General features: G+C 67.8%; 21 protein-coding genes. 10 read left to right on the top strand and 11 right to left on the bottom strand.

What is annotated here, in order from left to right; translation table 11 throughout:
- Position 1 precedes the first annotated feature (1 nt).
- Genes KV110_RS20205 through KV110_RS20195 form a run of 3 tightly spaced genes read left to right on the top strand, consistent with a single transcriptional unit; the run spans position 2 to position 2,722 of the window.
- A complete protein-coding gene (locus KV110_RS20205; protein ID WP_218477942.1) occupies positions 2 to 1,432 on the top strand; it encodes an SDR family NAD(P)-dependent oxidoreductase in 1,431 nt (476 codons plus the stop codon).
- 52 nt (positions 1,433 to 1,484) lie between these two features.
- On the top strand, positions 1,485 to 2,273 hold the full coding sequence (locus tag KV110_RS20200; RefSeq protein WP_218477941.1) for an O-methyltransferase: 789 nt from the start codon (positions 1,485 to 1,487) through the stop codon (positions 2,271 to 2,273).
- Positions 2,274 to 2,332: 59 nt separating this feature from the next.
- On the top strand, positions 2,333 to 2,722 hold the full coding sequence (locus KV110_RS20195; protein ID WP_218477940.1) for a DUF2784 domain-containing protein: 390 nt from the start codon (positions 2,333 to 2,335) through the stop codon (positions 2,720 to 2,722).
- Positions 2,723 to 2,747: 25 nt separating this feature from the next.
- On the opposite strand, the gene KV110_RS20190 is transcribed toward KV110_RS20195, so the two are convergent.
- Positions 2,748 to 3,521 carry a thioesterase II family protein gene (locus tag KV110_RS20190; protein WP_218477939.1) on the bottom strand — a complete coding sequence of 258 codons (774 nt, stop codon included), beginning with the start codon at positions 3,519 to 3,521 and terminating at the stop codon, positions 2,748 to 2,750.
- A 40-nt stretch (positions 3,522 to 3,561) separates the two neighbouring features.
- On the opposite strand from KV110_RS20190, the gene KV110_RS20185 reads away from it, so the two are divergent.
- Both KV110_RS20185 and KV110_RS20180 read left to right on the top strand, forming a co-directional pair.
- Complete coding sequence (locus KV110_RS20185) at positions 3,562 to 4,908, top strand: CoA transferase (RefSeq protein WP_218477938.1); 1,347 nt, start codon at positions 3,562 to 3,564, stop codon at positions 4,906 to 4,908.
- Positions 4,909 to 5,057: 149 nt separating this feature from the next.
- Positions 5,058 to 6,653 carry an MFS transporter gene (locus KV110_RS20180; RefSeq protein ID WP_218477936.1) on the top strand — a complete coding sequence of 532 codons (1,596 nt, stop codon included), beginning with the start codon at positions 5,058 to 5,060 and terminating at the stop codon, positions 6,651 to 6,653.
- 57 nt (positions 6,654 to 6,710) lie between these two features.
- Here the strand turns inward: KV110_RS20180 and KV110_RS20175 are convergent, their stop codons facing one another.
- Positions 6,711 to 7,298 carry a TetR family transcriptional regulator gene (locus KV110_RS20175; protein ID WP_218477934.1) on the bottom strand — a complete coding sequence of 196 codons (588 nt, stop codon included), beginning with the start codon at positions 7,296 to 7,298 and terminating at the stop codon, positions 6,711 to 6,713.
- A 111-nt stretch (positions 7,299 to 7,409) separates the two neighbouring features.
- Here KV110_RS20175 and KV110_RS20170 point away from each other — a divergent pair, with 111 nt between their 5' ends.
- Both KV110_RS20170 and KV110_RS20165 read left to right on the top strand, forming a co-directional pair.
- Positions 7,410 to 8,459, top strand: coding sequence for a nucleoside hydrolase (locus KV110_RS20170; RefSeq protein WP_281427792.1), 1,050 nt, complete (start codon positions 7,410 to 7,412; stop codon positions 8,457 to 8,459).
- Between the two features lie 7 nt (positions 8,460 to 8,466).
- Positions 8,467 to 9,369 carry an amidohydrolase family protein gene (locus KV110_RS20165; RefSeq protein ID WP_218477933.1) on the top strand — a complete coding sequence of 301 codons (903 nt, stop codon included), beginning with the start codon at positions 8,467 to 8,469 and terminating at the stop codon, positions 9,367 to 9,369.
- 53 nt (positions 9,370 to 9,422) lie between these two features.
- Here the strand turns inward: KV110_RS20165 and KV110_RS20160 are convergent, their stop codons facing one another.
- On the bottom strand, positions 9,423 to 10,064 hold the full coding sequence (locus tag KV110_RS20160) for an NAD(P)-dependent oxidoreductase (RefSeq protein ID WP_218477931.1): 642 nt from the start codon (positions 10,062 to 10,064) through the stop codon (positions 9,423 to 9,425).
- Positions 10,065 to 10,187: 123 nt separating this feature from the next.
- On the opposite strand from KV110_RS20160, the gene KV110_RS20155 reads away from it, so the two are divergent.
- Positions 10,188 to 10,679, top strand: a complete 492-nt coding sequence (locus KV110_RS20155; RefSeq protein WP_246634656.1) for a MarR family winged helix-turn-helix transcriptional regulator — start codon at positions 10,188 to 10,190, stop codon at positions 10,677 to 10,679.
- Between the two features lie 101 nt (positions 10,680 to 10,780).
- Here KV110_RS20155 and KV110_RS20150 read toward each other — a convergent pair whose 3' ends face one another.
- The 5 genes from KV110_RS20150 to KV110_RS20130 form a co-directional block, all read right to left on the bottom strand.
- Positions 10,781 to 11,254, bottom strand: coding sequence for a hypothetical protein (locus KV110_RS20150; RefSeq protein ID WP_218477928.1), 474 nt, complete (start codon positions 11,252 to 11,254; stop codon positions 10,781 to 10,783).
- 239 nt (positions 11,255 to 11,493) lie between these two features.
- Positions 11,494 to 12,168, bottom strand: a complete 675-nt coding sequence (locus tag KV110_RS20145; RefSeq protein WP_218477927.1) for an L-2-amino-thiazoline-4-carboxylic acid hydrolase — start codon at positions 12,166 to 12,168, stop codon at positions 11,494 to 11,496.
- A 231-nt stretch (positions 12,169 to 12,399) separates the two neighbouring features.
- Positions 12,400 to 13,602 carry a methylmalonyl Co-A mutase-associated GTPase MeaB gene (gene meaB, locus KV110_RS20140; protein WP_246634655.1) on the bottom strand — a complete coding sequence of 401 codons (1,203 nt, stop codon included), beginning with the start codon at positions 13,600 to 13,602 and terminating at the stop codon, positions 12,400 to 12,402.
- On the bottom strand, positions 13,599 to 15,911 hold the full coding sequence (scpA, locus tag KV110_RS20135; RefSeq protein ID WP_218477924.1) for a methylmalonyl-CoA mutase: 2,313 nt from the start codon (positions 15,909 to 15,911) through the stop codon (positions 13,599 to 13,601). The genes meaB and scpA overlap by 4 nt, the downstream gene beginning before the upstream one ends.
- Positions 15,911 to 17,773, bottom strand: a complete 1,863-nt coding sequence (locus tag KV110_RS20130; RefSeq protein WP_218477922.1) for a methylmalonyl-CoA mutase family protein — start codon at positions 17,771 to 17,773, stop codon at positions 15,911 to 15,913. The genes scpA and KV110_RS20130 overlap by 1 nt, the downstream gene beginning before the upstream one ends.
- A 182-nt stretch (positions 17,774 to 17,955) precedes the next feature.
- On the opposite strand from KV110_RS20130, the gene KV110_RS20125 reads away from it, so the two are divergent.
- Entirely contained in the window at positions 17,956 to 18,633 is a 678-nt protein-coding gene (locus KV110_RS20125; protein WP_218477920.1) for a TVP38/TMEM64 family protein, read from the top strand.
- Positions 18,634 to 18,656: 23 nt separating this feature from the next.
- Here KV110_RS20125 and KV110_RS20120 read toward each other — a convergent pair whose 3' ends face one another.
- The 3 genes from KV110_RS20120 to KV110_RS20110 all read right to left on the bottom strand — a co-directional run bounded on the left by KV110_RS20120 (position 18,657) and on the right by KV110_RS20110 (position 20,838).
- Positions 18,657 to 19,559, bottom strand: a complete 903-nt coding sequence (locus tag KV110_RS20120; RefSeq protein WP_218478682.1) for a S1C family serine protease — start codon at positions 19,557 to 19,559, stop codon at positions 18,657 to 18,659.
- A gap of 142 nt (positions 19,560 to 19,701) precedes the next feature.
- Complete coding sequence (locus KV110_RS20115; protein WP_218477918.1) at positions 19,702 to 20,646, bottom strand: CorA family divalent cation transporter; 945 nt, start codon at positions 20,644 to 20,646, stop codon at positions 19,702 to 19,704.
- 3 nt (positions 20,647 to 20,649) lie between these two features.
- Entirely contained in the window at positions 20,650 to 20,838 is a 189-nt protein-coding gene (locus KV110_RS20110; protein ID WP_218477917.1) for a hypothetical protein, read from the bottom strand.
- A gap of 460 nt (positions 20,839 to 21,298) precedes the next feature.
- Here KV110_RS20110 and KV110_RS20105 point away from each other — a divergent pair, with 460 nt between their 5' ends.
- The gene (locus KV110_RS20105) at positions 21,299 to 21,640 is read left to right on the top strand and encodes an ArsR/SmtB family transcription factor (RefSeq protein ID WP_246634654.1); all 342 of its coding nucleotides are present in this window, start codon (positions 21,299 to 21,301) and stop codon (positions 21,638 to 21,640) included.
- The last annotated feature ends 60 nt before the right edge of the window (positions 21,641 to 21,700 follow it).

The following is a 21,700-nucleotide window of genomic DNA, read 5'->3' as shown; positions in this document are numbered from 1 at the left end:
GATGGCCGAAAGCATGATCGATCCGGACGAGCTCGCGACCTGTCTGCGGGTACTGGACCAGGCCGGGCAGCTGGAAAAGGAGCATCCCGACTCGGTAGCGGTGCAGCGCGCGGTCGGCCACATGTTCAAGAAGCTCAAGCAGCGGCGCCGGATCGAGGCGCGGGCGGCGGTCACCGAAGCGGACCGCGAGGTCGTCGCCGCGACGGCCACCGGCTCGCCGCAGCGGATCGATGACGAGACCGCGGGCATCCCGCTCGCGTCGAACGCCCGCGGCGCGAGCGCGGGCACGCTGATCCGGCCGCGCCCCTGCTATATCTGCAAGCAGAAGTACACGCAGGTCGATGCGTTCTATCACCAGTTGTGCCCGGAGTGCGCGGCGAGCAGCCACACCAAGCGGGACGCCCGTACCGATCTGACCGGCCGTCGCGCGCTGCTGACCGGCGGGCGCGCCAAGATCGGCATGTACATCGCGCTGCGACTGCTCCGCGACGGCGCGCACACCACCATCACCACGCGCTTCCCGAACGACGCCATCCGCCGCTTCGCCGCCATGGACGACAGCCCGCAGTGGCTGCACCGGCTGCGCGTCGTCGGCATCGACCTGCGTGATCCCGCCCAGGTGGTGGCGCTCGCCGATGACGTCGCGGCGCAGGGCCCGCTCGACATCCTGATCAACAATGCCGCCCAGACCGTCCGCCGCTCCCCCGGCGCCTACAGCGCGCTGGTCGACGCCGAGTCCGGTCCGCTGCCCGCGGGCGCGCTGCCCGACGTGGTGACGTTCGGTAAGACGATGCAGGCGCACCCGACCGCGCTCACTGCCTCGCTCACCCCGACGCTGTCCGCCGCCGATGTCGCCGAACTCGCGCTGGTCGCGGGATCGGCTACCCCCGAACGCATTTCACGCGGCGTCGCGATCGATGCCGGCGGCCTGGTGCCGGACCTGGCGCACACGAACAGCTGGGTGCAGACCGTCGCCGAAGTCGACCCGACCGAACTTCTCGAAGTGCAGCTGTGCAATTCGGTCGCCCCGTTCATCCTCGTCTCGCGCCTGCGTCCCGCGATGGCCGCCGCACCGGCGCGGCGCAAGTACATCGTCAACGTCTCGGCGATGGAGGGTCAGTTCTCCCGCGCCTACAAGGGGCCCGGCCACCCACACACCAACATGGCCAAGGCGGCGCTGAACATGTTGACCCGCACCAGCGCGAGCGAAATGCTCGAAACGGACGGCATTCTGATGACCGCCGTCGACACCGGCTGGATCACCGACGAGCGCCCGCACTACACGAAGGTCCGGCTGGCCGAAGAAGGTTTCCACGCGCCCCTGGACCTGGTCGACGGCGCCGCCCGCGTCTACGACCCGATCGTGCAGGGCGAAAACGGCACCGACCTCTACGGCTGCTTCCTCAAGGATTACCGGCCCTCACCCTGGTAATCCATTCGCGCCCAAGGCAGAATCGGCCACACACCGACAGCTGAGGGGCGATATGGCCAACCGGAGTGGACTCGGCGCGATCGTGCGCGATCGGCTGCCCTTCCTGCGCTGGTCGATGATCCGATTCGCGCTCGGCGGACGCAGCGTGCTGCGCACCGGGCAGGTGGGTGACGGACGCGAGCAGGCACTGCTCGATTACGTTCGCGCCAAGGCCACCGCGGGCGACCCGGACAGCGTGCTCGCCACCATCGATGACTTCGCGCGCAACCGCAGCTTGCTGATGAATGTCGGCGACGAAAAAGGTCTGCTGCTCGACAGCGCCATCCGGCGGGCCGCGCCGACACTGCTGCTCGAGCTGGGTGCCTACTGCGGATACAGCGCGGTGCGCACCGGCCGGGTGATGCCGCCGACCGCGCGGCTGGTTTCGGTGGAGGCGAGCTCCGCCAATGCCGAGATCGCCCGCGCCGTCATCGAGCACGCGGGACTGGCCGATCGGATCACCGTGGTGGTCGGCAAGATCGGCGACGGTGGCGCGACCATGCGGCACCTCGCCATCGAGCACGACTTCGGCCCCGGCACCCTGGATTTCGTGTTCATCGACCACTTGAAGAGCGCCTACCTCCCGGATCTGAAGTCGATCATGGCCGCCCGCTGGCTGCATCCGGGCACGGTCGTGGTGGCCGACAATGTCAAGGTCCCCGGCGCCCCGGACTACCGCCGCTATATGCGCGACCACGAAGGCTCCACCTGGCGCACCATCGAGCACAAAACCCACCTCGAGTACCAATCCCTGATCCGCGACTTGATGCTCGAATCCGAATACCTGGGCGAGCCCGGCTAGGCGGAGCCGCGCAATCTGCGGACAGACTCCCTCCGGCCCCGGCCCGCTAGGCTGATGGTGTGCTGTATCGGCTATTGGCCGATGCCACCGCCGCCGCGCATTTCGTATTCGTGGCCTACGTGGTGGTCGGTGGGTTCATAGCGTGGCGGTGGCCGCGCAGCATCTGGCTGCACTTGATCGCGTTCGGTTGGGGATTCGGCACGGTGCTGTTCCGGCTCGATTGCCCGCTCACCCATCTGGAGAATTGGGCAAGGCATCGAGCGGGCCAGGCCGGGTTGCCGCCGAGCGGGTTCATCGACCACTACATCACCGGGGTGATCTATCCGGAGAGTGCGCTGGTGACGGTGCGGGTGCTCGTCGCGGTAGGTGTCCTGGTGTCCTGGGTTGGGTACGGCTGGCTGCGGCGGCGGGCAGCCGGATCGGCCACCCGCCTGCAGCCGTCGCACTAGCGCGGACGAACAGTCTGGAACGTTTTCAAGCTCGCGAACGGTCGCCCGTGAGGTGTGCGGTGATGGCTTCGGCAACCTCGGCCGGGCGTTCGTCGATATAGAAGTGGCCACCGGAGAACGTCGCGCGCTCGAAGGCTCCGCTGGTGAAATCGGCCCACTCATCGGCCTGATCCGGGGTCATCGTCGGGTCGCTGGAGCTGACCAGTGCGGCGATGTTTGCGGTCAATGGGTCACCCGGCGTGTACCGATAGGTCTCGACGGCCTGGTAGTCACCGCGGACGGCGGGCAGCACCAATTCCGCGAGACTCGGTTCGTCACGCAGCATTTGGATGGGAGCGGGGTCGGCGGACAGTCGTTCCAGGTCACCGATCAGGTCGTCGTCGGTGCCGAGGTGCAGACGTTGGGTTTCCACGAAAGTCGGTGCGGGACGGCCGGAGACGAACAACGTGGTCACCGCTTGGCCCCCGCGCTCCAGCCGCCGCGCGGTTTCGAACGCGACGGTGGCCCCCATGCTGTGCCCGAACAACGCGAGCCGATCGATGAATCCGTGGCGCAGCACTTCTTCAGCAATCCGCTCGGCGAGCGTGTCGAGTTCGGTGATCGGTGCTTCGGCCAGCCGGTCCTGCCGGCCCGGATATTGCACCGCGGCAACGGCGACGCCCGCGCCGACATGTTGTGCCAACTCACGGTACGCGCTGGCCGGCCCGCCGCCGGCGGGGAAACACAGCAGGTGGTGGCGGGGAGTCGCCTCGGATCGCAGGATCCGCAGCCACTCACCGGACTCGATGGTTCTGCCCACGTAGATCTCCTTCTCAGACGGAACTATTACGCTCTTTCGCGTGAACGCTCACACACGGCTGGTCCACGACTACGAAGCCGGAATCGGTGTCACCGCCTCCGCCATTACTCCTTCTCCTGACCCCGGCAGCAATCTTGCTGCGACACTGCCGGTCTGGGCGCTGGCCGCCGGGTCGGTCGCCGCGCTGACCGCCGCGGCGAACCGGATTCGCGCCGTCCGCGGCCTCGATCCGGTAGCCCATCGCATCGACCCTGCCCGCATCACCGCGGCGTTCCGCAGCGAACTACTGCTGCGGATCAACGGCAGGCCCGCGACCATGTTCGCCGACCTCTCCGGCTTCTTCCCCACCTTCGACGGGTGGGTCCGCACGCACGCCAACTACCCACACCACCGTGATCGTCTGCTCACCGCCCTCGGCCTGCCCACCGACGCTCCCATTGATCTCGCCGTCGCGCAGATGGCGATGAGCCGCGCGTCCGACATCGAAGACTACGCCGCCGCGCACGGGGCGATCGCGGTCCGCGTTCGCACCGAACACGAGTGGGCCGACAGCCCAGCAGGCCGGGCCGCCGCGGCCGGCCCGATCGTCGCGATCGACCGGCGCGCCGACCGCGGCGAACCCGGATTGCCGGTCGGCGCGGCGCCGTTCCAGCCGCTGCGCGGAATCCGGGTGCTCGACCTGACCCGGGTGATCGCCGGACCGGTCGCGACCCGGACGTTGGCGCTGCTCGGCGCGGACGTCCTGCGGGTGGATCCGCCGCAACTGCCCGAAATCCCTTGGCAGTACGCCGACACCGGCCAGGGCAAACGCTCGACCCTGCTGGATTTGTGGACGCAACTGCCGGTGGTCAGCGACCTGCTGGCCGCAGCCGACGTGCTGGTCACCGGATACCGCCCCGGCGCACTGGAACACGCGGGTCTCACCGCCGCCATGCGTCCAGGGCTGGTGCACGGCCGGGTGAGTGCCTGGGGCGAGGTCGGACCTTGGGGCGGACGACGCGGTTTCGACAGCATCGTGCAGGCCGCCTCCGGGATCTCGATCGCCGAGGGTGCACCCGCCGTGCCCGGCACGCTGCCCGCGCAAGCACTCGACCACGCCTCCGGTTATCTGCTCGCCGCGGGCGTGATCGACGCACTGGCCGCCCGCGCGTCCGACGGTATCGGCCGGGATGTCCGAGTTTCCTTGGCGCGCACCGCCTCCTGGCTGCTCGCCGCGCCGCAGCGCACCCACCGTCACCCGCAGGCCGCCCTGCCCGACCCCGCCAACGCGATTTCACACGCGGGCACCATCACCGCGGCACCCGTTGTCGCCGAATACCCCGCCTACAACTGGCCCGCGCCCACCTACGGTGCGGACCGCCCCGCTTGGCCCCTGAAGACCCACTAGTCGACCGCTCTTCTCGCATCCAGCGGGACGCGCACGGATTGCCGGCTTATCCGTGCGCGTCTCCCGGCTGACGGTGTCCAGCGGAAAATCGTTTGCGGTTTCTTGTCGGTGGCCGATGAGATGGTGGTGCTCGGTTCGTCAGAACTGGCATGACCCTCATCGACACCGCAGCAGAAGGATTCCATCCCGTGGACAGCGCCCTCGACCAGACGTCGGAAGCGGTGCAGCCGCGCGCCGGGCAGCGGGAGTGGCTCGGGCTCGCGGTGCTCGCGCTCGCCTGCCTGGTCTACGCGATGGACCTCACCGTGCTGCATCTCGCCGTGCCGATGATCAGCGCGGATCTGCATCCGACCAGCTCACAACTGCTGTGGATCATCGACGTGTACGGATTCATGGTGGCCGGACTGCTGATCACCATGGGCACGCTCGGCGATCGCATCGGCAGGCGGCGCATCCTGCTCGGCGGTGCGGCCGCGTTCGCCGTGGTGTCGGTGATCGCCGCGTTCGCCCCCACCGCGGAGACCCTGATCCTCTGCCGAGCCCTGCTCGGCATCGCGGGCGCGACACTGGCCCCGTCGACGCTGTCGTTGATCTTCAACATGTTTCGCGACACCAGGCAGCGTTCGGTCGCGGTCGGCGTGTGGGTCGGCGCGTTCTCGGCGGGCGGCGCGGTCGGCCCGCTGTTCGGCGGGGTGCTGCTGGAGTACTTCTGGTGGGGTTCGGTGTTCCTGCTCGCGGTGCCGGTGATGGCGCTGTTGCTGGTGATCGGCCCGAAGGTGCTACCCGAGTTCCGTGATCCCGAGGCGGGCAAGCTCGATCCGGTCAGCGCGCTGCTCTGCGTGGCCGCCATGATCGCGCTGGTGTTCGGCATGAAGAAGATCGCCCAGGACGGCCTCGGCGGCGCCGCGCTGCTGGCCTTGGTCGCGGGCGCGGCGGTCGGTGCGCTCTTCGTGCGCCGTCAGCTCACCGGCCCCGACCCGATGCTCGATCTGCGGCTGTTCCGGCTCAGCACCTTCCGGATCGCCTTGCTGATCAACGTCATCGGCATCTTCGTCGCCTTCGGCTACTTCTTGTTCGTCGCCCAGTACTTCCAGCTGGTGCTCGGCCTTTCACCGCTCGGCACCGGCATCGCGATGGCGCCGTCGGGTATCGGCTTCATCGTCGGCTCGCAGCTCGCTCCGCGTATTGTCCGGGTGGTTCGGCCCGCGTACCTGGTCGGCGTCGGCATGGCCGCCTCGGCGGTCGGTCTGCTGATGATGACGCAGGTCGCCGCGACCGGCAGCCTGGCGCTCGCGGTCACTGCCTCGGTGGTCATCTCGCTAGGGCTGGCGCCGGTGTTCGGCATCACCACCGAGCTCATCGTCGGCTCGGCGCCGCCGGAGCAGGCCGGGGCCGCCTCCGGTGTTTCCGAAACCGGTGCGGAACTCGGTGGTGCGCTGGGCATCTCGATCCTGGGCAGCATCAGCATCGCGCTCTACCGTGGCGACCTGGCCGCCACGTTGCCCGCTGACCTGCCTGCCGAGGCGGGCCGATCGGTGCGCGACACCCTGGGCGCGGCGGTGCAGACCAGTGCCGAGCTGCCCGGCGAGCTCGGCGAGTCCGTGTTGCACGCGGCACGGGCGGCGTTCCTGCACGGCATGCATGTCACGGCGGCGATCACGGCCGTTGCGGCGCTGGTCATTTCGGTGATCGCGGTGGTGCGGCTGCGGCACGTTCCCGCGGGCGTGGGCACAGAGCAGGATTGACCGGGTCGAGTGCGGTACGCCACCGGCGTTGCCGCGCTCGACTTTCCGCGACGCCGACTAGTCTGCCGGGTCCGACGGTGTCCCCGCGATCGCGGTAAGGGCCTCGGCCAACCGGTCGCCGTTCGGCAGGTCGCCGTCCGGCGCGACCACCCACAGCACGCCGAGGCCTTGCGCCAGTACGAAATACAGCTGCGCGATCGATTCCGCCTGCTGCTGCGTGAGCTGCGGATGCGCCTCCCGCAGGGTCTCGCCCATCTCGCGATAGATGGTCGGCAGGCTCTCGGCGTAGAAATTGCGCGACTCCGCCGAGCGCGCGACGCGCACCAGGTTCTCCATGCTCGCGACCATGCTGTCCCGGTTCTCCTCGAACACCCGCGGCATCGCGTTCCACAGCCGGGCGAATCCCGTCGCCAGCGCAACGCCGCTCGCGTCGCGGATCATCGCCTCCATGCTGTCGCCGATCGCATTACCCAGCGCATCGGCGAGCGCCTCGGTGATCAGCTGCTCCTTGGAGCCGAAGTGATACCCGATCGCGGCCAGGCTGACTCCCGCGGCGGCCGCGATGTCCCGTGCCGTGGTCTTGGCGACGCCGCGCTCCACGATCGCCTTGCGCGCCCCCGCCAACAGGTCTTCTCGGTTTCCCATCAGCCCAGGCTACAACGTTCTCAGACATTTGTACTAGACACCCGTACTACCGGTGTCCGTCCGACCGACCCTCGGCTGCGGTGGGTCACCCGTGCCACCTAGTCTCGTGGAGTGCGGCAGAAGATCATTATGGACGTCGATACCGGGGTCGACGATTCCCTTGCCCTGCTCTATCTGCTCGCCTCGCCCGAGGCCGAGATCATCGGGATCGCCTCGACCGCGGGAAACGTGCCCGCGCCACAGGTGGCCGCGAACAATCTGGCCTGGCTGGATGTCTGCCGAGCGCCCGATATCGAGGTCGCGCTCGGCGCCGCCGAGCCGCTGGCGATCCCCTTGCGCACCACCGAGGACACGCACGGGCCGCATGGCGTCGGATACGCCGAACTCCCGCCCTCGGCCCGCGAACTTTCGGCACGGTCCGCGGCGCAGATGTGGATCGACCTGGTGCGCGCGCATCCCGGCGAGATCATCGGACTGTGCACCGGCCCGCTCACCAATCTGGCGCTGGCCCTCCGGCTGGAACCCGCGCTGCCGACGCTGCTGCGTCGATTGGTGATCATGGGTGGTGCGTTCAACCATCCGGGCAACACCACCCCCACCAGCGAATGGAACGTGCACGTGGACCCGGAGGCGGCCAAGGAGGTCTTCGACGCCTTCTCCACCGCGCCACCGGGCCGCAGGCCGATCGTCTGCGCGCTCGACATCACCGAGACCATCGAGATGCGGCCCAAGCACCTTTCGCTGCTCGCCGAGCGCGCCGGCAGCCTTCCGGTGGAGCTGGTGTCGGAAGTAGATCCGCTCGATTCCCGCTCGATGACGAGCAATCCCATCGTCCGGTACGTCACGGATGCGGTGCGGTTCTATTTCGATTTCCACCGGCTCTACGACCTGGGTTACCTCGCGCATATGCACGACCCGTTCGCCGCGGCGGTCGCGCTCGATCCCGCCCTCGCCGTCACCCGTCCGGCGACGGTCGACGTCGAGCTGGCCGGGACGCTGACCCGTGCGACCACGGTGGCCGACTGGGCGGGCATGTGGGGCCGGGAACCCAACGCCGACATTGTGATCGGCACCGATCAAGACCTGTTCTTCGACCGGCTGATCACCAGAGTCGGCGACTTCGCTCGAGCGGTCTACCCGCCGATCGCACGGGAGGCGTGAGCGCAACATGACAGGAGGGGCCGTGCTCGGCGACAACGACGACAACACCTACCTCGCCGATTTCCGCAACCGGCTCGGCGTGCCCGGAATCATCGACGTGCACACGCATTTCATGCCGGACCCGGTGATGCGCAAGGTGTGGGCATACTTCGACTCGGCAGGTCCGCTCACCGCCCGCACCTGGCCCATCGCCTACCGCGACGACGAGCAGGTCAGGTTGAAGACGTTGCGCGGCTTCGGCGTTCGCGCCTTCAGCTCCCTGGTCTATCCGCACAAGCCGGAGATGGCGGCGTGGCTCAACGAATGGACCGCCGAATTCGCCGAGCGCACACCGGATTGCCTGCACACCGCCACGTTCTACCCCGAGCCGAGCGCCGAAAGCTATGTCGAGGTAGCGCTGGAACGCGGTGCCCGACTGTTCAAGGTGCACATCCAGGTGGGGCGCTTCCATCCCGGCGACTCGCTCCTCGACCCGGTCTGGGGGATGATCCAGGATGCTGGAGTTCCGGTACTGATCCACTGCGGATCCGGGCCCGTCGCCGGTGAATTCACCGGGCCGGAACCCGTTGCCGCCCTGCTGCAACGCTTTCCGCGACTACAACTGATCGTCGCGCACATGGGCGCCCCCGAATACACCGAATTCTTGGATCTGGCCGAGCGCTACCCGGACGTCCGCCTGGATACCACCATGACGTTCACCGACTTCTTCGAGGCCGAAGACCCCTTCCCGGCCAGCGAACGCGGCAGGCTGCACGCCTTCGCCGACCGGATCATGTTCGGCAGCGACTTCCCGAACATTCCCTACACCTACGGCCACGCCGTCTACGCGCTGGAACGCCTGGACCTGGGCGATGATTGGCTACGCAAGGTCTGCTACCAGAATGCCGCGGACCTGTTCGGTATCGAGTAGGCCTGGGCATGCCCAGGCACTCGACGATGGAACACTCAGATCCGGTCGGCCCCTCAGGCTGAGACGACAGTGAACCGGCTGCGGCGGTGAGCGGGGCGTTCCGCCTCGTCGAGCAGGGCGACCGCGAAATCCTCCATGGAGATGGTCGATTCGCCGTCGGGGCGGGTGAGCAGTTCGTCGGAACCCGAACGGTAGGTACCGGTCCGCTCACCGGGCACCAGTTCGGCGGGTGGGCTCAGGTAGGTCCAGTCCGCCACGGTTTCGGCTCGGCACAGCGCGAGCTGATCGGCGCATGCCCGGGCGATCGGCCGCAATTCCACTGGGAAATCGGGTGTTTCGTGCAGCGTCGTGCCGTCGGAGCCGGGGACGACCAGCGTCGAGGCACCGCCGACCACCAGCAGGCGGACACCGGTGTGCGCCAATGCCTTCAGCAGCACCGCGGTGACGCCGGACAGCTCGTGTTCCCGGCCGGGTGCTGGCCGGGTCGCGGTGATCACGAGATCCTGTCCGGTACTGAGGGTTACCACGTCGTCGAGATCGGCCGCATCGCCGATCCTGACCTCGGCCGCGGCGGGCACGGCGGCCGCGCGGGCCGGGTCCCGCAGCACGGCAACGACTTCGTGGCCGCGAGCGAGTGCCTCGGTCACCACCCGGCTACCGACATCGCCTGTCGCGCCGAACACCGTGATGCGCATGATTTCGTCCTCCTCCGGACCACCGGTCCGCTGCTGGTTGCTTAGCTCTAAGTAACTTAACTTAGCGCTGAGTAATTCCCGCATGAGATACCTCACCGCTGAGGTATTCGCTAGAGTGCGGTGGTGACCGATCACGTCGACCATGTGCTCGCGCAATGGCAGGAGCAGCGCCCTGACCTGGATGTCGCCCCCATGGCCGTGTTCGGGCGGCTGTCCAGGCTCTCCCAGCTCGCCGGTGCCGAACTCCGGAAAAACTTTGCCGCGCACGATCTCGACGCCGCCTCGTTCGATGTCCTGGCCACGCTGCGACGCAGTGCTACCCCCCACCTGACCCCCACCGAGCTCATGCACGCGGCCATGGTCACCTCCGGCGCCATCACCCAGCGCCTGGATCGCCTCGAGGAACGCGGCCTGGTGAGCCGATCCCGCAGCGAATCCGACGGGCGCGGCGTCCGGGTCTCGCTCACCGACGCGGGCCGCACCATCGTCGACGCGGCCCTCCCCGACCACCTCGCCACCGAAGAACGCCTCCTCGGCCCACTCACCCCCACCCAGCGGAACTGTTTGGCGGCCACCCTCCGAACCTTGCTCGAATCCCTGGGCGACTCAACCTAATTCGCTCCGCCGCCCGGTCGGCGGCGATGCCGCGCCGCACTTCTCACCCCGCGCAAAGATTGCCAGCTGATCTGCGCGCGGCGCGCAATTGGGCGCGCTGGTCAGGCGGCAGGCAGTGCGGCTACCAGGCCGCGGATGTAATTGACGCGCTGTTCGGTGTCGACGATCTGAGTGCGGTTGGTGATCTTCACCTGAGTGGCGTAGTAGTAACCGGGCCGGTCGGGCCAATGGACGCCGACCTGGACGAATCCCTGAACGGTTTCCTCTCTGACGGCCAAGAAGAGGAGGCCGAGCAGGCAGAAGATCATGAGAAGTACCGCAAGCACGATCGCATACGACGGGATGCGCTCGCTGACGCTCGTCTGATGGGTGACGATCCAGTTGGTGCCTGCCAGCGGGTACCGTCCGGAGGGCGTGATGACCTGGGTCGCCGTGCATCCGATATCGCCGACCGTCACCAGGATCGGCCCCGGATCGAGCCGGTTGCGCTGCGGCGGAGGCGGTTCCGGCCCGGGAATCCACTGCGGCCGAACCTCGTGCGGTTCGGACGGTCGAGCCATCGCTTCGTCGGACATCGTTGGCACCTCCCTCGCCCTACGGAGGGACGACCCCCGCATCACGTCGGCTGGCGAGTCCTCGTCGCCGCGTCGTCGCCAGCTGAGGAACCTTCCACGCTACTACTCGTCAATGCGGCTCGACAACTAGCAGCCGACTGGCAAACAACAGCGAAACTCGACCATTTCACAGGTGGACGAGCCGGGTTACCGGCCGAGATGGCGGATTGGCCGCCGCCCCGGCCGGACTTGGCAACCGATCAGCTCTCGGTGCGATCCCAATGGAACGGGCAGTGCGATCCGCCCAGCCCGATCGTGGTGGCGCGGTGGAAGCGGAAGCCGTGCTTCGCCGGGTCGATGGCGTCGATCCAATTGGCGTCGAACTCACACATCACCGGTGTCAGTTCCGAGGCCGAATTAGCAACCAGCACATCGTGATAGAAGCAGCGCACGACGTCGACGTGGTAGCTCCGGTCGTCGTCCGCAGCGCGGACAAAGGTGAAACCAGCGCCGAAGGAATGTTCCTCTCGCGTCTTCGAGACCGCGACCATGGCCGCGAACGGGTCATCGGAGGCATCGAGCATTGCCCGGGTCCCGGACTGGACGAGATCGCCGAGGGGTTCGACGAACGCCGCCCGTAGCGCGGCCATAGTGGCGTCGGTTCCGAGCAGCGGCCGCACTGCCCGATAGGCGACCACCAGGGCCAGGGTCATCCGTAAGTTGTAGCGCGCGGCCTCGTCCACCAGACGGTCCGCGTTGGCCGCTTCCAGCTCGACGAGCGCGCCGCGCATACCGGTGAACATCTCATCCGGCAGATCTCGGTCGCGCAGACTCGTCGCGAGGTGGTCGAAGAATGCCTCGACAATGGCGGCCGAGTCGGCGGCGACATCGGGTACGTACTCGCCGTCGGCAAGGTTGAAGGGGTCGGTGTTCATGCTGTGTCCTTTCGAGACATCACCGGTCTCGAACACAGTCCTCACCTCAGGGAGCGGGCCGTGCCCGCCGACCGACGAGCACGCCAACGCGCTCCACCGACCTACCTGGCGCTGACGATATTTGTGGATGGTCCGCGCGGTTGCGTGAACCGACTCCAGCGTGCCATGTGCCGCGCCCAGATGTCCACTACGGCAACCCCTTCGGTTGACCACGTGCCACGGAAAGGTGGTTCAGCGTCCGTCGAAGGCGCGGAGGAGTTCTTCAGCCGCCAGAGCGGCGGTGAGGGTACCGTCGCGGACCTGCTTCTCCACTTGGGCGCGAATGGCTTTCACAGCGGGGTTGTCGGCGAGGCGGCGCAGGAGCTGGTCGTGCACCATCGTCCAGGTCCAGTCGATCTGCTGGCGGCGGCGCTTCTCGTCGAATTCGCCGGCGTCGGTCAGGACGCGACGGTGTTCGAGTACGGTGTCCCAGAACTTGTCCAGGCCAATGCCTTCCAGACCGCTCATGGTGAGCACCGGTGGGCGCCACAGCGCGTCGTGCGGGTGGATCAGGCGCAGCGCGCCCGCCAGTTCGCGAGCGGCCGACTTGGCTTCCATCTCGTGCTTGCCGTCCGCCTTGTTGACCGCCACCAGGTCCGCGAGTTCCAGCACACCTTTCTTGATGCCCTGCAACTGATCTCCGGTGCGGGCCAGGGTCAGGAAACAGAAGACATCGACCATATCGGCGACGGTGACCTCGGATTGACCGACACCGACCGTCTCCACCAGGATCACGTCGTACCCGGCGGCTTCGAGCAGCACGATGGTCTCGCGCGTCGCCTTGGCCACCCCGCCGAGGGTCCCCGCGGTCGGTGAGGGGCGGATATAGGCGTTGCGCTCCACGGACAGTCGCGCCATCCGGGTTTTGTCGCCGAGGATGGAGCCGCCGGTCCTGGTGGACGACGGATCGACCGCGAGCACAGCGACCCGGTGCCCTTTGCCGATCAGGTCCATCCCAAGCGCGTCGATGAACGTCGACTTGCCGACGCCCGGAACACCGGTGATGCCGACACGATTCGAGACAGCCGCGGTCGCGGAGCTGTGCTTGTCCGGGGTCAGCTTCAGCAGCAACCGCTGCGCCTGATCCCGGTGATCGGCCCGGGTCGACTCCACCAGCGTGATCGCCCGAGCCAGCGCGGCCCGCTCCCCGCCCCGGACCGCCTCCGCCAGCGCGTCGACATCGATGGTCCGACCCCGCCCGGTCGGACGTGCAACGGATTCACCGGCGCCACCGGGCGCACCGGCGCTCGACCCAACGCCACGTTCAACCCGCGAACCCGACCCGTGAGCGTCAGTCGCAGCCGTCCCCGATTCGGTCCGAAGGCGAGCTGCACCGGACGAGTCCGGCTGCGGGGCGCCGTCGGCCGAGGGCACCGCGGAATTGCGCTCGCTCATTCGGTGGCGGCGGAATCCTCGGCGCCGCTGCCGCTTTCGGGAGACAACTCCGGGTGGCCGAGCTCGGTCGCGAGCTTCTTCAGCAGGTCGATCGCGGCGTCGGCGATGACGGTGCCGGGTGGGAAGATCGCCGCGGCACCGGCCTCGTACAGCGCGGCGAAGTCACCGGGCGGGATGACGCCGCCGACGATGACCATGATGTCGGGTCGCCCCGCATCGGCCAGTGCCTGCCGCAACGCGGGCACCAGCGTGAGGTGACCGGCCGCCAGCGAGGACACCCCGACGACGTGCACGTCGTTGTCGGCCGCCTGCTGCGCCACCTCTTCCGGGGTCTGGAACAGCGGGCCCACGTCGACGTCGAAGCCGAGGTCGGCGAAGGCGGTGGCGATCACCTTCTGGCCGCGGTCGTGGCCGTCCTGCCCCATCTTCGCGACGAGGATGCGCGGGCGACGACCTTCCGCCTCGGCGAACTCCTCGACGAGATCGCTCGCCTTGGTGATGTTGCTGACCTTCCCTGCCTCGTCGCGGTACACACCGGAGAGGGTACGGATCTCGGCCTGGTGGCGGCCGTATACCCGCTCCAGCGCGTCGGAGATCTCGCCGACAGTGGCCTTGGCGCGGGCCGCGTCGATGGCGAGCGCCAGCAGGTTGTTCGCCATGCCACCCTCGGAAGAGGCTGCCGCACGGGTCAATTCGGCCAGCGCACGCTCGACCTCGGCCGAATCACGGTCCGCCCGCAGCTGCCGCAGCTTCTCGATCTGCTCCGCGCGCACCCGAGAGTTCTCGACCTTGAGGACCTCGATCTCGTGATCCTCTTCGACCTGATACTTGTTCACCCCGATCACCGGTTGCTGACCGGTGTCGATGCGCGCTTGGGTGCGCGCCGCGGCTTCCTCGATGCGCAGCTTGGGGATGCCCTCGCCGATCGCCTGCGCCATCCCGCCGTGCGCCTCCACCTCGGCGATGTGCGCACGCGCGCGGTTGGCCAGCTGATGGGTCAGCCATTCGACGTAATACGAACCGCCCCACGGGTCGATCGGCCGAGTCGTGTTGGACTCCTGCTGGATCAGCAGCTGGGTGTTGCGGGCGATGCGGGCGGAGAAATCGGTGGGCAGCGCCAGCGCCTCGTCGAGCGCGTTGGTGTGCAGCGACTGGGTATGGCCCTGGGTCGCCGCCATCGCCTCGATGCAGGTGCGCGCGACATTGTTGTAGGCGTCCTGCGCGGTGAGCGACCAGCCGGAGGTCTGCGAATGTGTGCGCAGCGACAGCGATTTCGCGCTCTTCGGCTCGAACTTCGCGACCAGCTCACTCCACAGCAGCCGCCCGGCGCGCAGCTTGGCCACCTCCATGAAGAAGTTCATGCCGATGGCCCAGAAGAACGACAGCCGCGGCGCGAACTTGTCCACCGCCATGCCCGCGTCGATACCGGCCCGGATGTACTCGACACCATCGGCCAGGGTGTAGGCCAGTTCCAGGTCGGCGGTCGCGCCCGCTTCCTGAATGTGGTAGCCGGAGATGGAGATCGAGTTGAACTTCGGCATCTTCGCGCTGGTGTAGGCGAAGATGTCGGAGATGATCCGCATCGAGGGCTTCGGCGGGTAGATGTAGGTGTTGCGGACCATGAACTCTTTCAGAATGTCGTTCTGAATGGTTCCGGCCAGCTGCTCGGGAGTGACGCCCTGCTCTTCTGCCGCAACGACATACAGCGCGAGGATCGGCAGCACCGCGCCGTTCATCGTCATCGACACACTGACCTGGTCGAGCGGGATGTGGTCGAACAGTTGGCGCATGTCGAGGATGGAATCGATGGCGACACCGGCCATGCCGACATCACCCTGCACGCGCGGGTGGTCGGAGTCGTAACCGCGGTGGGTGGCCAGGTCGAAGGCGACCGACAGGCCCTTCTGCCCGGCCTGAAGATTGCGCCGGTAGAAGGCATTCGAGTCCGCGGCCGTGGAGAAACCCGCGTACTGGCGGATGGTCCACGGCTGGTTGACGTACATCGTCGGGTACGGACCGCGCACGAACGGCGCGATACCCGGCACGCTGTCGAGCGGATACCCCTCGGCCGCAACGGCATCCCGGTCGGCCTTGGTGAACACCGGTGGCACGTCGATGCCTTCGGGTGTCGACCACACCAACTGCTCGGGCGAGTAGTGGTTGGCTTCGGCGGCCGCGCGCACGTAGGCATCGACCTGAGCGGCATCCACGGCGGCGGGATCGGGGGCGCGCTCGGTCAGCGGCACCTCGGCGAAACTGCCTATCACGTGCTTGATTTCGCCCGGGTTGTGAATATGACTCAGTGTCATCAGGCTCCCACCTTCTCCAACAGGTCGGACAGTGCGGCAACCGCATCGATCTTGGCCGTGAGGAATCCATCCGGACGCTGCGCGTCACTGAGCTCGGCCACCGCCTTCGCGGCACCGGCCAGCAGCACCGTCTCCACTCCGGCTGCGCGCAATTGCTCCACCGCCGCACCGGCTTCCGCGCCGTACCGCTTGTCCGAACCACACAGCACGGCGATCGGGGCACCGGCTTCGGTTGCCGCAGGCGCGATTCCGCTCACCTCCAATGGTCCCGGGTTGATGGACTCGATACCACCCGAGGCCAGCAGGTTCGCGATGAAGGTCACCCGAACGTTGTGCTCGGCGACCGAACCGAGCGGCACCAGCAGCGCTTTCGGCCGGACACCGTGTTCGGCCAGGAACGCGTCGGAACGGTTGCGCAGCGCTTCGAACGTGGCACCGTAGCGGGCCACCCGATCGGCCTGGCGGGCCTGCTCGGACAGTGGTCGCTCGGCCAGGTTCGGGAATTCGTTCACCCCGGTGACGGCCGTCTTCCGGTGTGCGACATCGGCATCGCGGGCCGCCTTGGTCGCGGCGATACGTTCGGCGAGCAGTCCGGAGTCCAGCGCGGCGAGATAGCCGCCCGCGGCCTCGAGCTCTTGCATGAACTCCCACGCCTTGGCGGCGAGCGCGCTGGTGAGGTCTTCGACGTACCAGGAGCCCGCGCCCGGGTCCTGCACGAAGCCGAGGTGCGATTCCTCGAGCAGCAGCAGCTGGGTGTTGCGAGCCATCCGGTCCGAGAACGACTTCGAGATCCCGAGCTCACCGGGGGGCAGCGCCGAATCGAACGGCAGCACCGTCACCGTGTCCGCGCCGCCGACACCGGCGCCGAACGCCGCGAGGGTGGTACGCAGCATGTTCACCCACGGGTCGCGCTGGGTCATCATGGCCGCGGAGGTCACCGCGTGCTGCGGTGCGCCACCGAAGTTCGGCGCCCCGCACACGTGTGCCACCCGGGCCCAGAGTTGGCGTGCGGCGCGGAATTTCGCGACCGTGGCGAATTGATCGTCGGTGGCCGCGAAACGGAAGCTCACCTGCTCCAGCGCGTCCGCGATGTCCAGGCCCTCGCTGAGGGCGCGCAGGTAGGCCAGGCCCGCGGCGATGGCGGCACCGAGCTCTTGGGCGTCGGACGCGCCCGCATTGTGGAATACGGTGCCGTCCACGGTGATCGCGCGCACCGTCTCGGCGCGCGCCGCCGCGGTACCGGCCAATGTCACGGTCGCCGCCAGCTCGAGATCAGCGGTCCCGGCGAACCGGCTGGTGAGCGGTGCCGCGCCGAGCGAAACCTGAATCTCCTTGCGGGAGGCCGCGGCATAGCCGTCGAGCGCGGTGAACACCTGCGCCGCCGCGTCGACCGCCGCCGTGCCCGCATCCAGGGTCAGTGGGGCGAGATCGAACAGCAGACCGGACAGCGCCACAGGCAGCTCCGCCACCGGCACGCCGCGTTCGCCGACACCGAGCCATACGGCGCTGATGCCGCTCTCCAGACCGGCCAGGATCTCCCGGTTCACCGCGGCCGCGTCATGACCGGTGAAGTGGGCGCTCACATACCAGCCGCGGTGCACGTCGCGGGTGGCATCGCTGCCTCGGACGAATGGATAGGTCCCGGGCAGCGGCTGCTCGGGCAACTCGTCCCGGCGCGTGTACAGCGGGGCGATGGTCAGCCCGTCGTAGGTGGTTTCGTCGAGCAGGTGCTCTGGTTCATCGGGGAGTTCGGCGATATCGACCCGCCGGACCTTCGCCAGCACCCCGGCCACGCCCTTGCGCCACGCGGAGAACTGCGGAACCGGTTCCGCGCCCGGCCCGGGCTCTGAAGCAATCGGCATAGCTTGCTGTTCCTCTTCCACTCGACCGCCAGCGCACTCGTGGTGTGTGCCGAAACCGCGGTATTCGCCCAGTTCAGCGACTACTTTGGTTAACGAGCATTCGTCCCGTTTCCTCTGATGCTAGCGGCATTGCCGCTACGGGTTGCTCCCTAGTACCACTACCACCCGGTAACCTGGCCCCGGTGACCAGGCTGATCCGTGACCCGCGCGTGCTCGGGCTGCTCGTCGGCGCGCTCGCGTTGTTCGTCGCGGCGCTGCTGGTCCCGCTGCCGAGTCCGCGGCAGATCCAGGACTGGGCGACCTCGGTCGGCCCGATATTTCCGTTGCTGTTCTTCGTGGTCCACGCGCTGGTGACGGTCGCGCCGATCCCGCGCACCGTGTTCACCGTGAGCGCGGGACTGTTGTTCGGGCCGGTACTCGGCATCGCGCTCGCCGTTGGTGCGACGACGGTCAGTGCCGCGCTCGCCATCCTGCTGGTGCGTGCGCTGGACCGCGAGCAGGTGGCCTCGCGCCTCACCCATCCGGCCGTGCGGGCCGTCGATGATCGGCTGCGGCGGCGCGGCTGGCTCGCCGTCGGCTCGTTGCGGCTGATCGCGCCGGTGCCGTTCTCGGTGATCAATTACTGCTGCGGGTTGTCCTCGATCCGCTTCTGGCCGTACATGATCGCCACGCTGGTCGGCGTGCTGCCCGGCACCATCGGAACCGTCATCCTCGGCGACGCGCTCACCGGCACCACCCATCCGGCGATGATCGTGTTCTCCGGCGCGCTGGTTGCCGTCGGCCTGATCGGCTTGGTCGTCGACGCACGCTGGAACAACAAGCCCGCCGAAACCCCTACCCCGGTCACCGTCGCCGACTAGCCGTTCTGGTCGGTCAGCTCCGGTCAGTCGACGGTCAGTTCGATCGGGACGGCGATCACGTCCACCATCGCGCCGTTGCGCAGCACCGTCACCGGCAGTTTGGTGCCGATCGCGTCGGCGAACAGCTGCCGTTGAATGCCTTGTGCGTCACGGACTTCGGCGCGGGCGACGCTCAGCACCAGATCGCCGCGCCGCAATCCGGCCTGGTCGGCGGGGCCGCCGCGCACCACCTCCATGATCCGCACCCCGGCCGACTGTCCCGTGCGTGCGGCGACCGCCGCGGGCAGCGGTGCGGGCATGCCGACCAAACCCAGGTAGGCGCGGCGTACTCGGCCGTCGGTGTGCAGCGTGCCGATGATGCGACGAGTGGTCGCGTTGATCGGAATCGCCAGTCCCAGACCGATACCCGCGACGGCGGTATTGATGCCGACCACCCGGCCCGACGAATCCGACAGCGCGCCACCGGAATTGCCGGGATTGAGCGCGGCATCGGTCTGGATCACGTCTTCGATCACCCGGCCTGCCCGGCGCGAGGCGACCGGTACGGCACGGCCGAGCGCGCTCACCACCCCGGCGGTGACCGAGCCCGCGAGGCCGAGCGGGCTGCCGACGGCGACCACCAGCTGACCCACGACGAGTTCGTCGGCATCGCCGAGCGTCACCGCCCCCGGGGCGCCATTGCGGGAGTGCAGCACCGCCAGATCGGACAGCGGGTCTACGCCGACGACATCGAACCGGGCTTCCACGCCGTCGGCGAACACCACCTCTCCCCCGGTGGCCGACCCGATGACGTGCGCGTTGGTCAGCAGGAAGCCGTCCTCGGTGAACACCACCGCCGATCCGTGCCCGCGTCTGGTCCGCACGCTGGCCACATGTGGCGTGATCGAGGCGGCGACCGCGATCACCGTGCGCGAATAGGCATCCATCGCGGCTTCGTCGTCCACAGTGACCACCACCCCTGATTACCCGTTTACACCAACCCCTCCAGCATGCCCGGACTCGGCGCGGTGCGCACCGTATTCACCGCAGGCGCAACGGATGCGCTCATCGACCAGTTGCCGTAGCCGCTCAGCGCAGCCAACCTTTTCGTTTGATGTAGACCAGCGGGATCACCGCCGCCACCAAGGTCATCAGGGTGGTGGCGAGAAAGCCGTGCTGCCAGTCCAGTTCGGGCATCCAGGTGAAGTTCATGCCGTAGAAGGTGGCGATCAGGGTGGGCGGCAGGAAGACCGCGGTGATGATGGTGAACACCTTGACGATCTGGTTCTGCTTGACATCCAGCCAGGTCATCACCGACTGCTGCAGGTAGCGGACCTTGTCGTGTTCGAAGCCCGCATGCTGTTTCACCCCGTCGATATCGGCGATCAGGATGGCGATCAGGCTCTCCAGCGCCGCACTGTGCACGGCGATGTCGGCCATCAGATGCCTTGCGGCACGGGCCAATTGGAGCTGTGTCTCCTGGGTGCGCGAGACTATTTCCTCGGCGGCGTTCATCCGCGACATGGTGCCGCGCATGTCGGCGACCCCGATCTCGCGGCCGCGCTGGTCGTAGCCGTTGGTGGCCATCTCGATGTCGTCGGTCATCGCCTCCAGCGCGTCGCTCGCGTAGTAGATGACCCGCTCGGAGGCCTCGTTGAGGGCCCACAGCAGCGCGTACATCACGCCGTGCGCGGAGCCGGTGAGCGCCGGGTTGCGGCGCATCTTCGCGATGGCCTTGTCGAACGGAACGAAGTGCTCGGCGGGTTGCAGCGTCACCAGGAATTCGCTGCCGAGCGCGAAGACGATCGTTTCGCGTTCGATCGTGTCGCCGCGCTTGTAGTTGGCGACCACCGGCAGGTAGAGGAAATTATCCGTTTCCCAGACCCGGTTCCGCGCTGCCGCGAAGTCCACACCCAAGCGCTCCCGCAGGACCGCGGCGGTGTCGGCGTCCGAGGACGCCAGCGGAATCCAATGTTGTTGCAGGACTTCGGTATCGAACCGGTCGGCGGCCATGGCGCTGCTGACGGCACGCATCGGCTACTGACCGTAGGACGAGTGCGCGGGTGAGACCGACGACGAGCCGACGGGTCCCTGCGGGTGCGCGTAGTGCATCGTCAGCAGTCCGGCACTGATCAGCAGGTAGAGCCCGATCGTGAACCAGATCGACTGACGTTCCAGATTCGGTGCGCGGTGCGCTGTTTCGGCCCTCTTGAACATGGTCGCCATGGCGGAACTCCAATACTTCGTAGCGTCTGGTGGTAACGGCGCGCGCCCAGCCCGGACGCGGGCAGCATGAAGCCGCGCCCGGACCTCGGTGCGGCCGTCCGGGACGATCGCATCGAACTGCCAGGCCCGCGCCGTACGCGCCGACCTGTCGGGTCGAAGAATGCTGAAAATCGGTGCCGCGTCAGGCGATCGGCCGGCCGGTCACCCTCGGCCGCGGATCGCGCGGGCAGATCAACGACGAACCGGCACAACCCGTTTCGCTAGGGCGGCCCGGCTAGAGACGTCGATACTGTCAACCGGCATCAGCCGCTCACCCCACTTCGTTGATAAAGACACTGCGTTGGTTGCTCATCTACGCAGAATTGCGCACCCATCATTAGAAACCCGTCACCCTGGGTTCGTCAATCAGTTGCGCAAGTATTCGACTCCGTGCCACGCTACCGACAGGTTGGAGGCGGACGTGACCGAGCACGGCGAGCCGGGCCCCATCCCGGCGGCTCAACTAGAGGACGCGGCAGCGGTTTTCGGCATGCTCGCGGCCACCGCCCGGCTGCAGATCCTCTGGTTGCTGAGCCAGGGGGAACGCGACGTCGGCACGCTGGCGACCGACATCGGCCAGACCGTGCCCGCGGTCAGCCAGCACCTCGCCAAACTCAAACTGGCCGGTTTGGTGCATGTGCGCAAAGAGGGCAGGCGCAATGTCTACACGATCGCCGACCCGGGCATCGCCGACATCGTCCGCCTGGCCTTCCGCCACCACCGGCTGCGCGGCGGGTCACTCCCCGGCCATCTCGACGACTGAGAGCAAGATCGCGCCTGCTCAGGTCGCATGGTCAGGTACTGATCGGTACCGTGACCTAGT

Source organism: Nocardia iowensis, assembly GCF_019222765.1.
Lineage (GTDB): Bacteria > Actinomycetota > Actinomycetes > Mycobacteriales > Mycobacteriaceae > Nocardia > Nocardia iowensis.
This window is presented reverse-complemented; position numbering and strand designations above follow the sequence as displayed.

Bases quoted from the DNA above. Each gene is read 5' to 3' on its own strand.
- KV110_RS20205 (WP_218477942.1), top strand. From the start codon at position 2: ATGGCCGAAAGCATGATCGATCCGGACGAGCTCGCGACCTGTCTGCGG.
- KV110_RS20200 (WP_218477941.1), top strand. From the start codon at position 1,485: ATGGCCAACCGGAGTGGACTCGGCGCGATCGTGCGCGATCGGCTGCCC.
- KV110_RS20180 (WP_218477936.1), top strand. From the start codon at position 5,058: ATGACCCTCATCGACACCGCAGCAGAAGGATTCCATCCCGTGGACAGC.
- KV110_RS20175 (WP_218477934.1), bottom strand. From the start codon at position 7,298: ATGGGAAACCGAGAAGACCTGTTGGCGGGGGCGCGCAAGGCGATCGTG.
- KV110_RS20165 (WP_218477933.1), top strand. From the start codon at position 8,467: ATGACAGGAGGGGCCGTGCTCGGCGACAACGACGACAACACCTACCTC.
- KV110_RS20160 (WP_218477931.1), bottom strand. From the start codon at position 10,064: ATGCGCATCACGGTGTTCGGCGCGACAGGCGATGTCGGTAGCCGGGTG.
- KV110_RS20150 (WP_218477928.1), bottom strand. From the start codon at position 11,254: ATGTCCGACGAAGCGATGGCTCGACCGTCCGAACCGCACGAGGTTCGG.
- KV110_RS20145 (WP_218477927.1), bottom strand. From the start codon at position 12,168: ATGAACACCGACCCCTTCAACCTTGCCGACGGCGAGTACGTACCCGAT.
- meaB (WP_246634655.1), bottom strand. From the start codon at position 13,602: ATGAGCGAGCGCAATTCCGCGGTGCCCTCGGCCGACGGCGCCCCGCAG.
- scpA (WP_218477924.1), bottom strand. From the start codon at position 15,911: ATGACACTGAGTCATATTCACAACCCGGGCGAAATCAAGCACGTGATA.
- KV110_RS20130 (WP_218477922.1), bottom strand. From the start codon at position 17,773: ATGCCGATTGCTTCAGAGCCCGGGCCGGGCGCGGAACCGGTTCCGCAG.
- KV110_RS20120 (WP_218478682.1), bottom strand. From the start codon at position 19,559: ATGGATGCCTATTCGCGCACGGTGATCGCGGTCGCCGCCTCGATCACG.
- KV110_RS20115 (WP_218477918.1), bottom strand. From the start codon at position 20,646: ATGCGTGCCGTCAGCAGCGCCATGGCCGCCGACCGGTTCGATACCGAA.
- KV110_RS20110 (WP_218477917.1), bottom strand. From the start codon at position 20,838: ATGGCGACCATGTTCAAGAGGGCCGAAACAGCGCACCGCGCACCGAAT.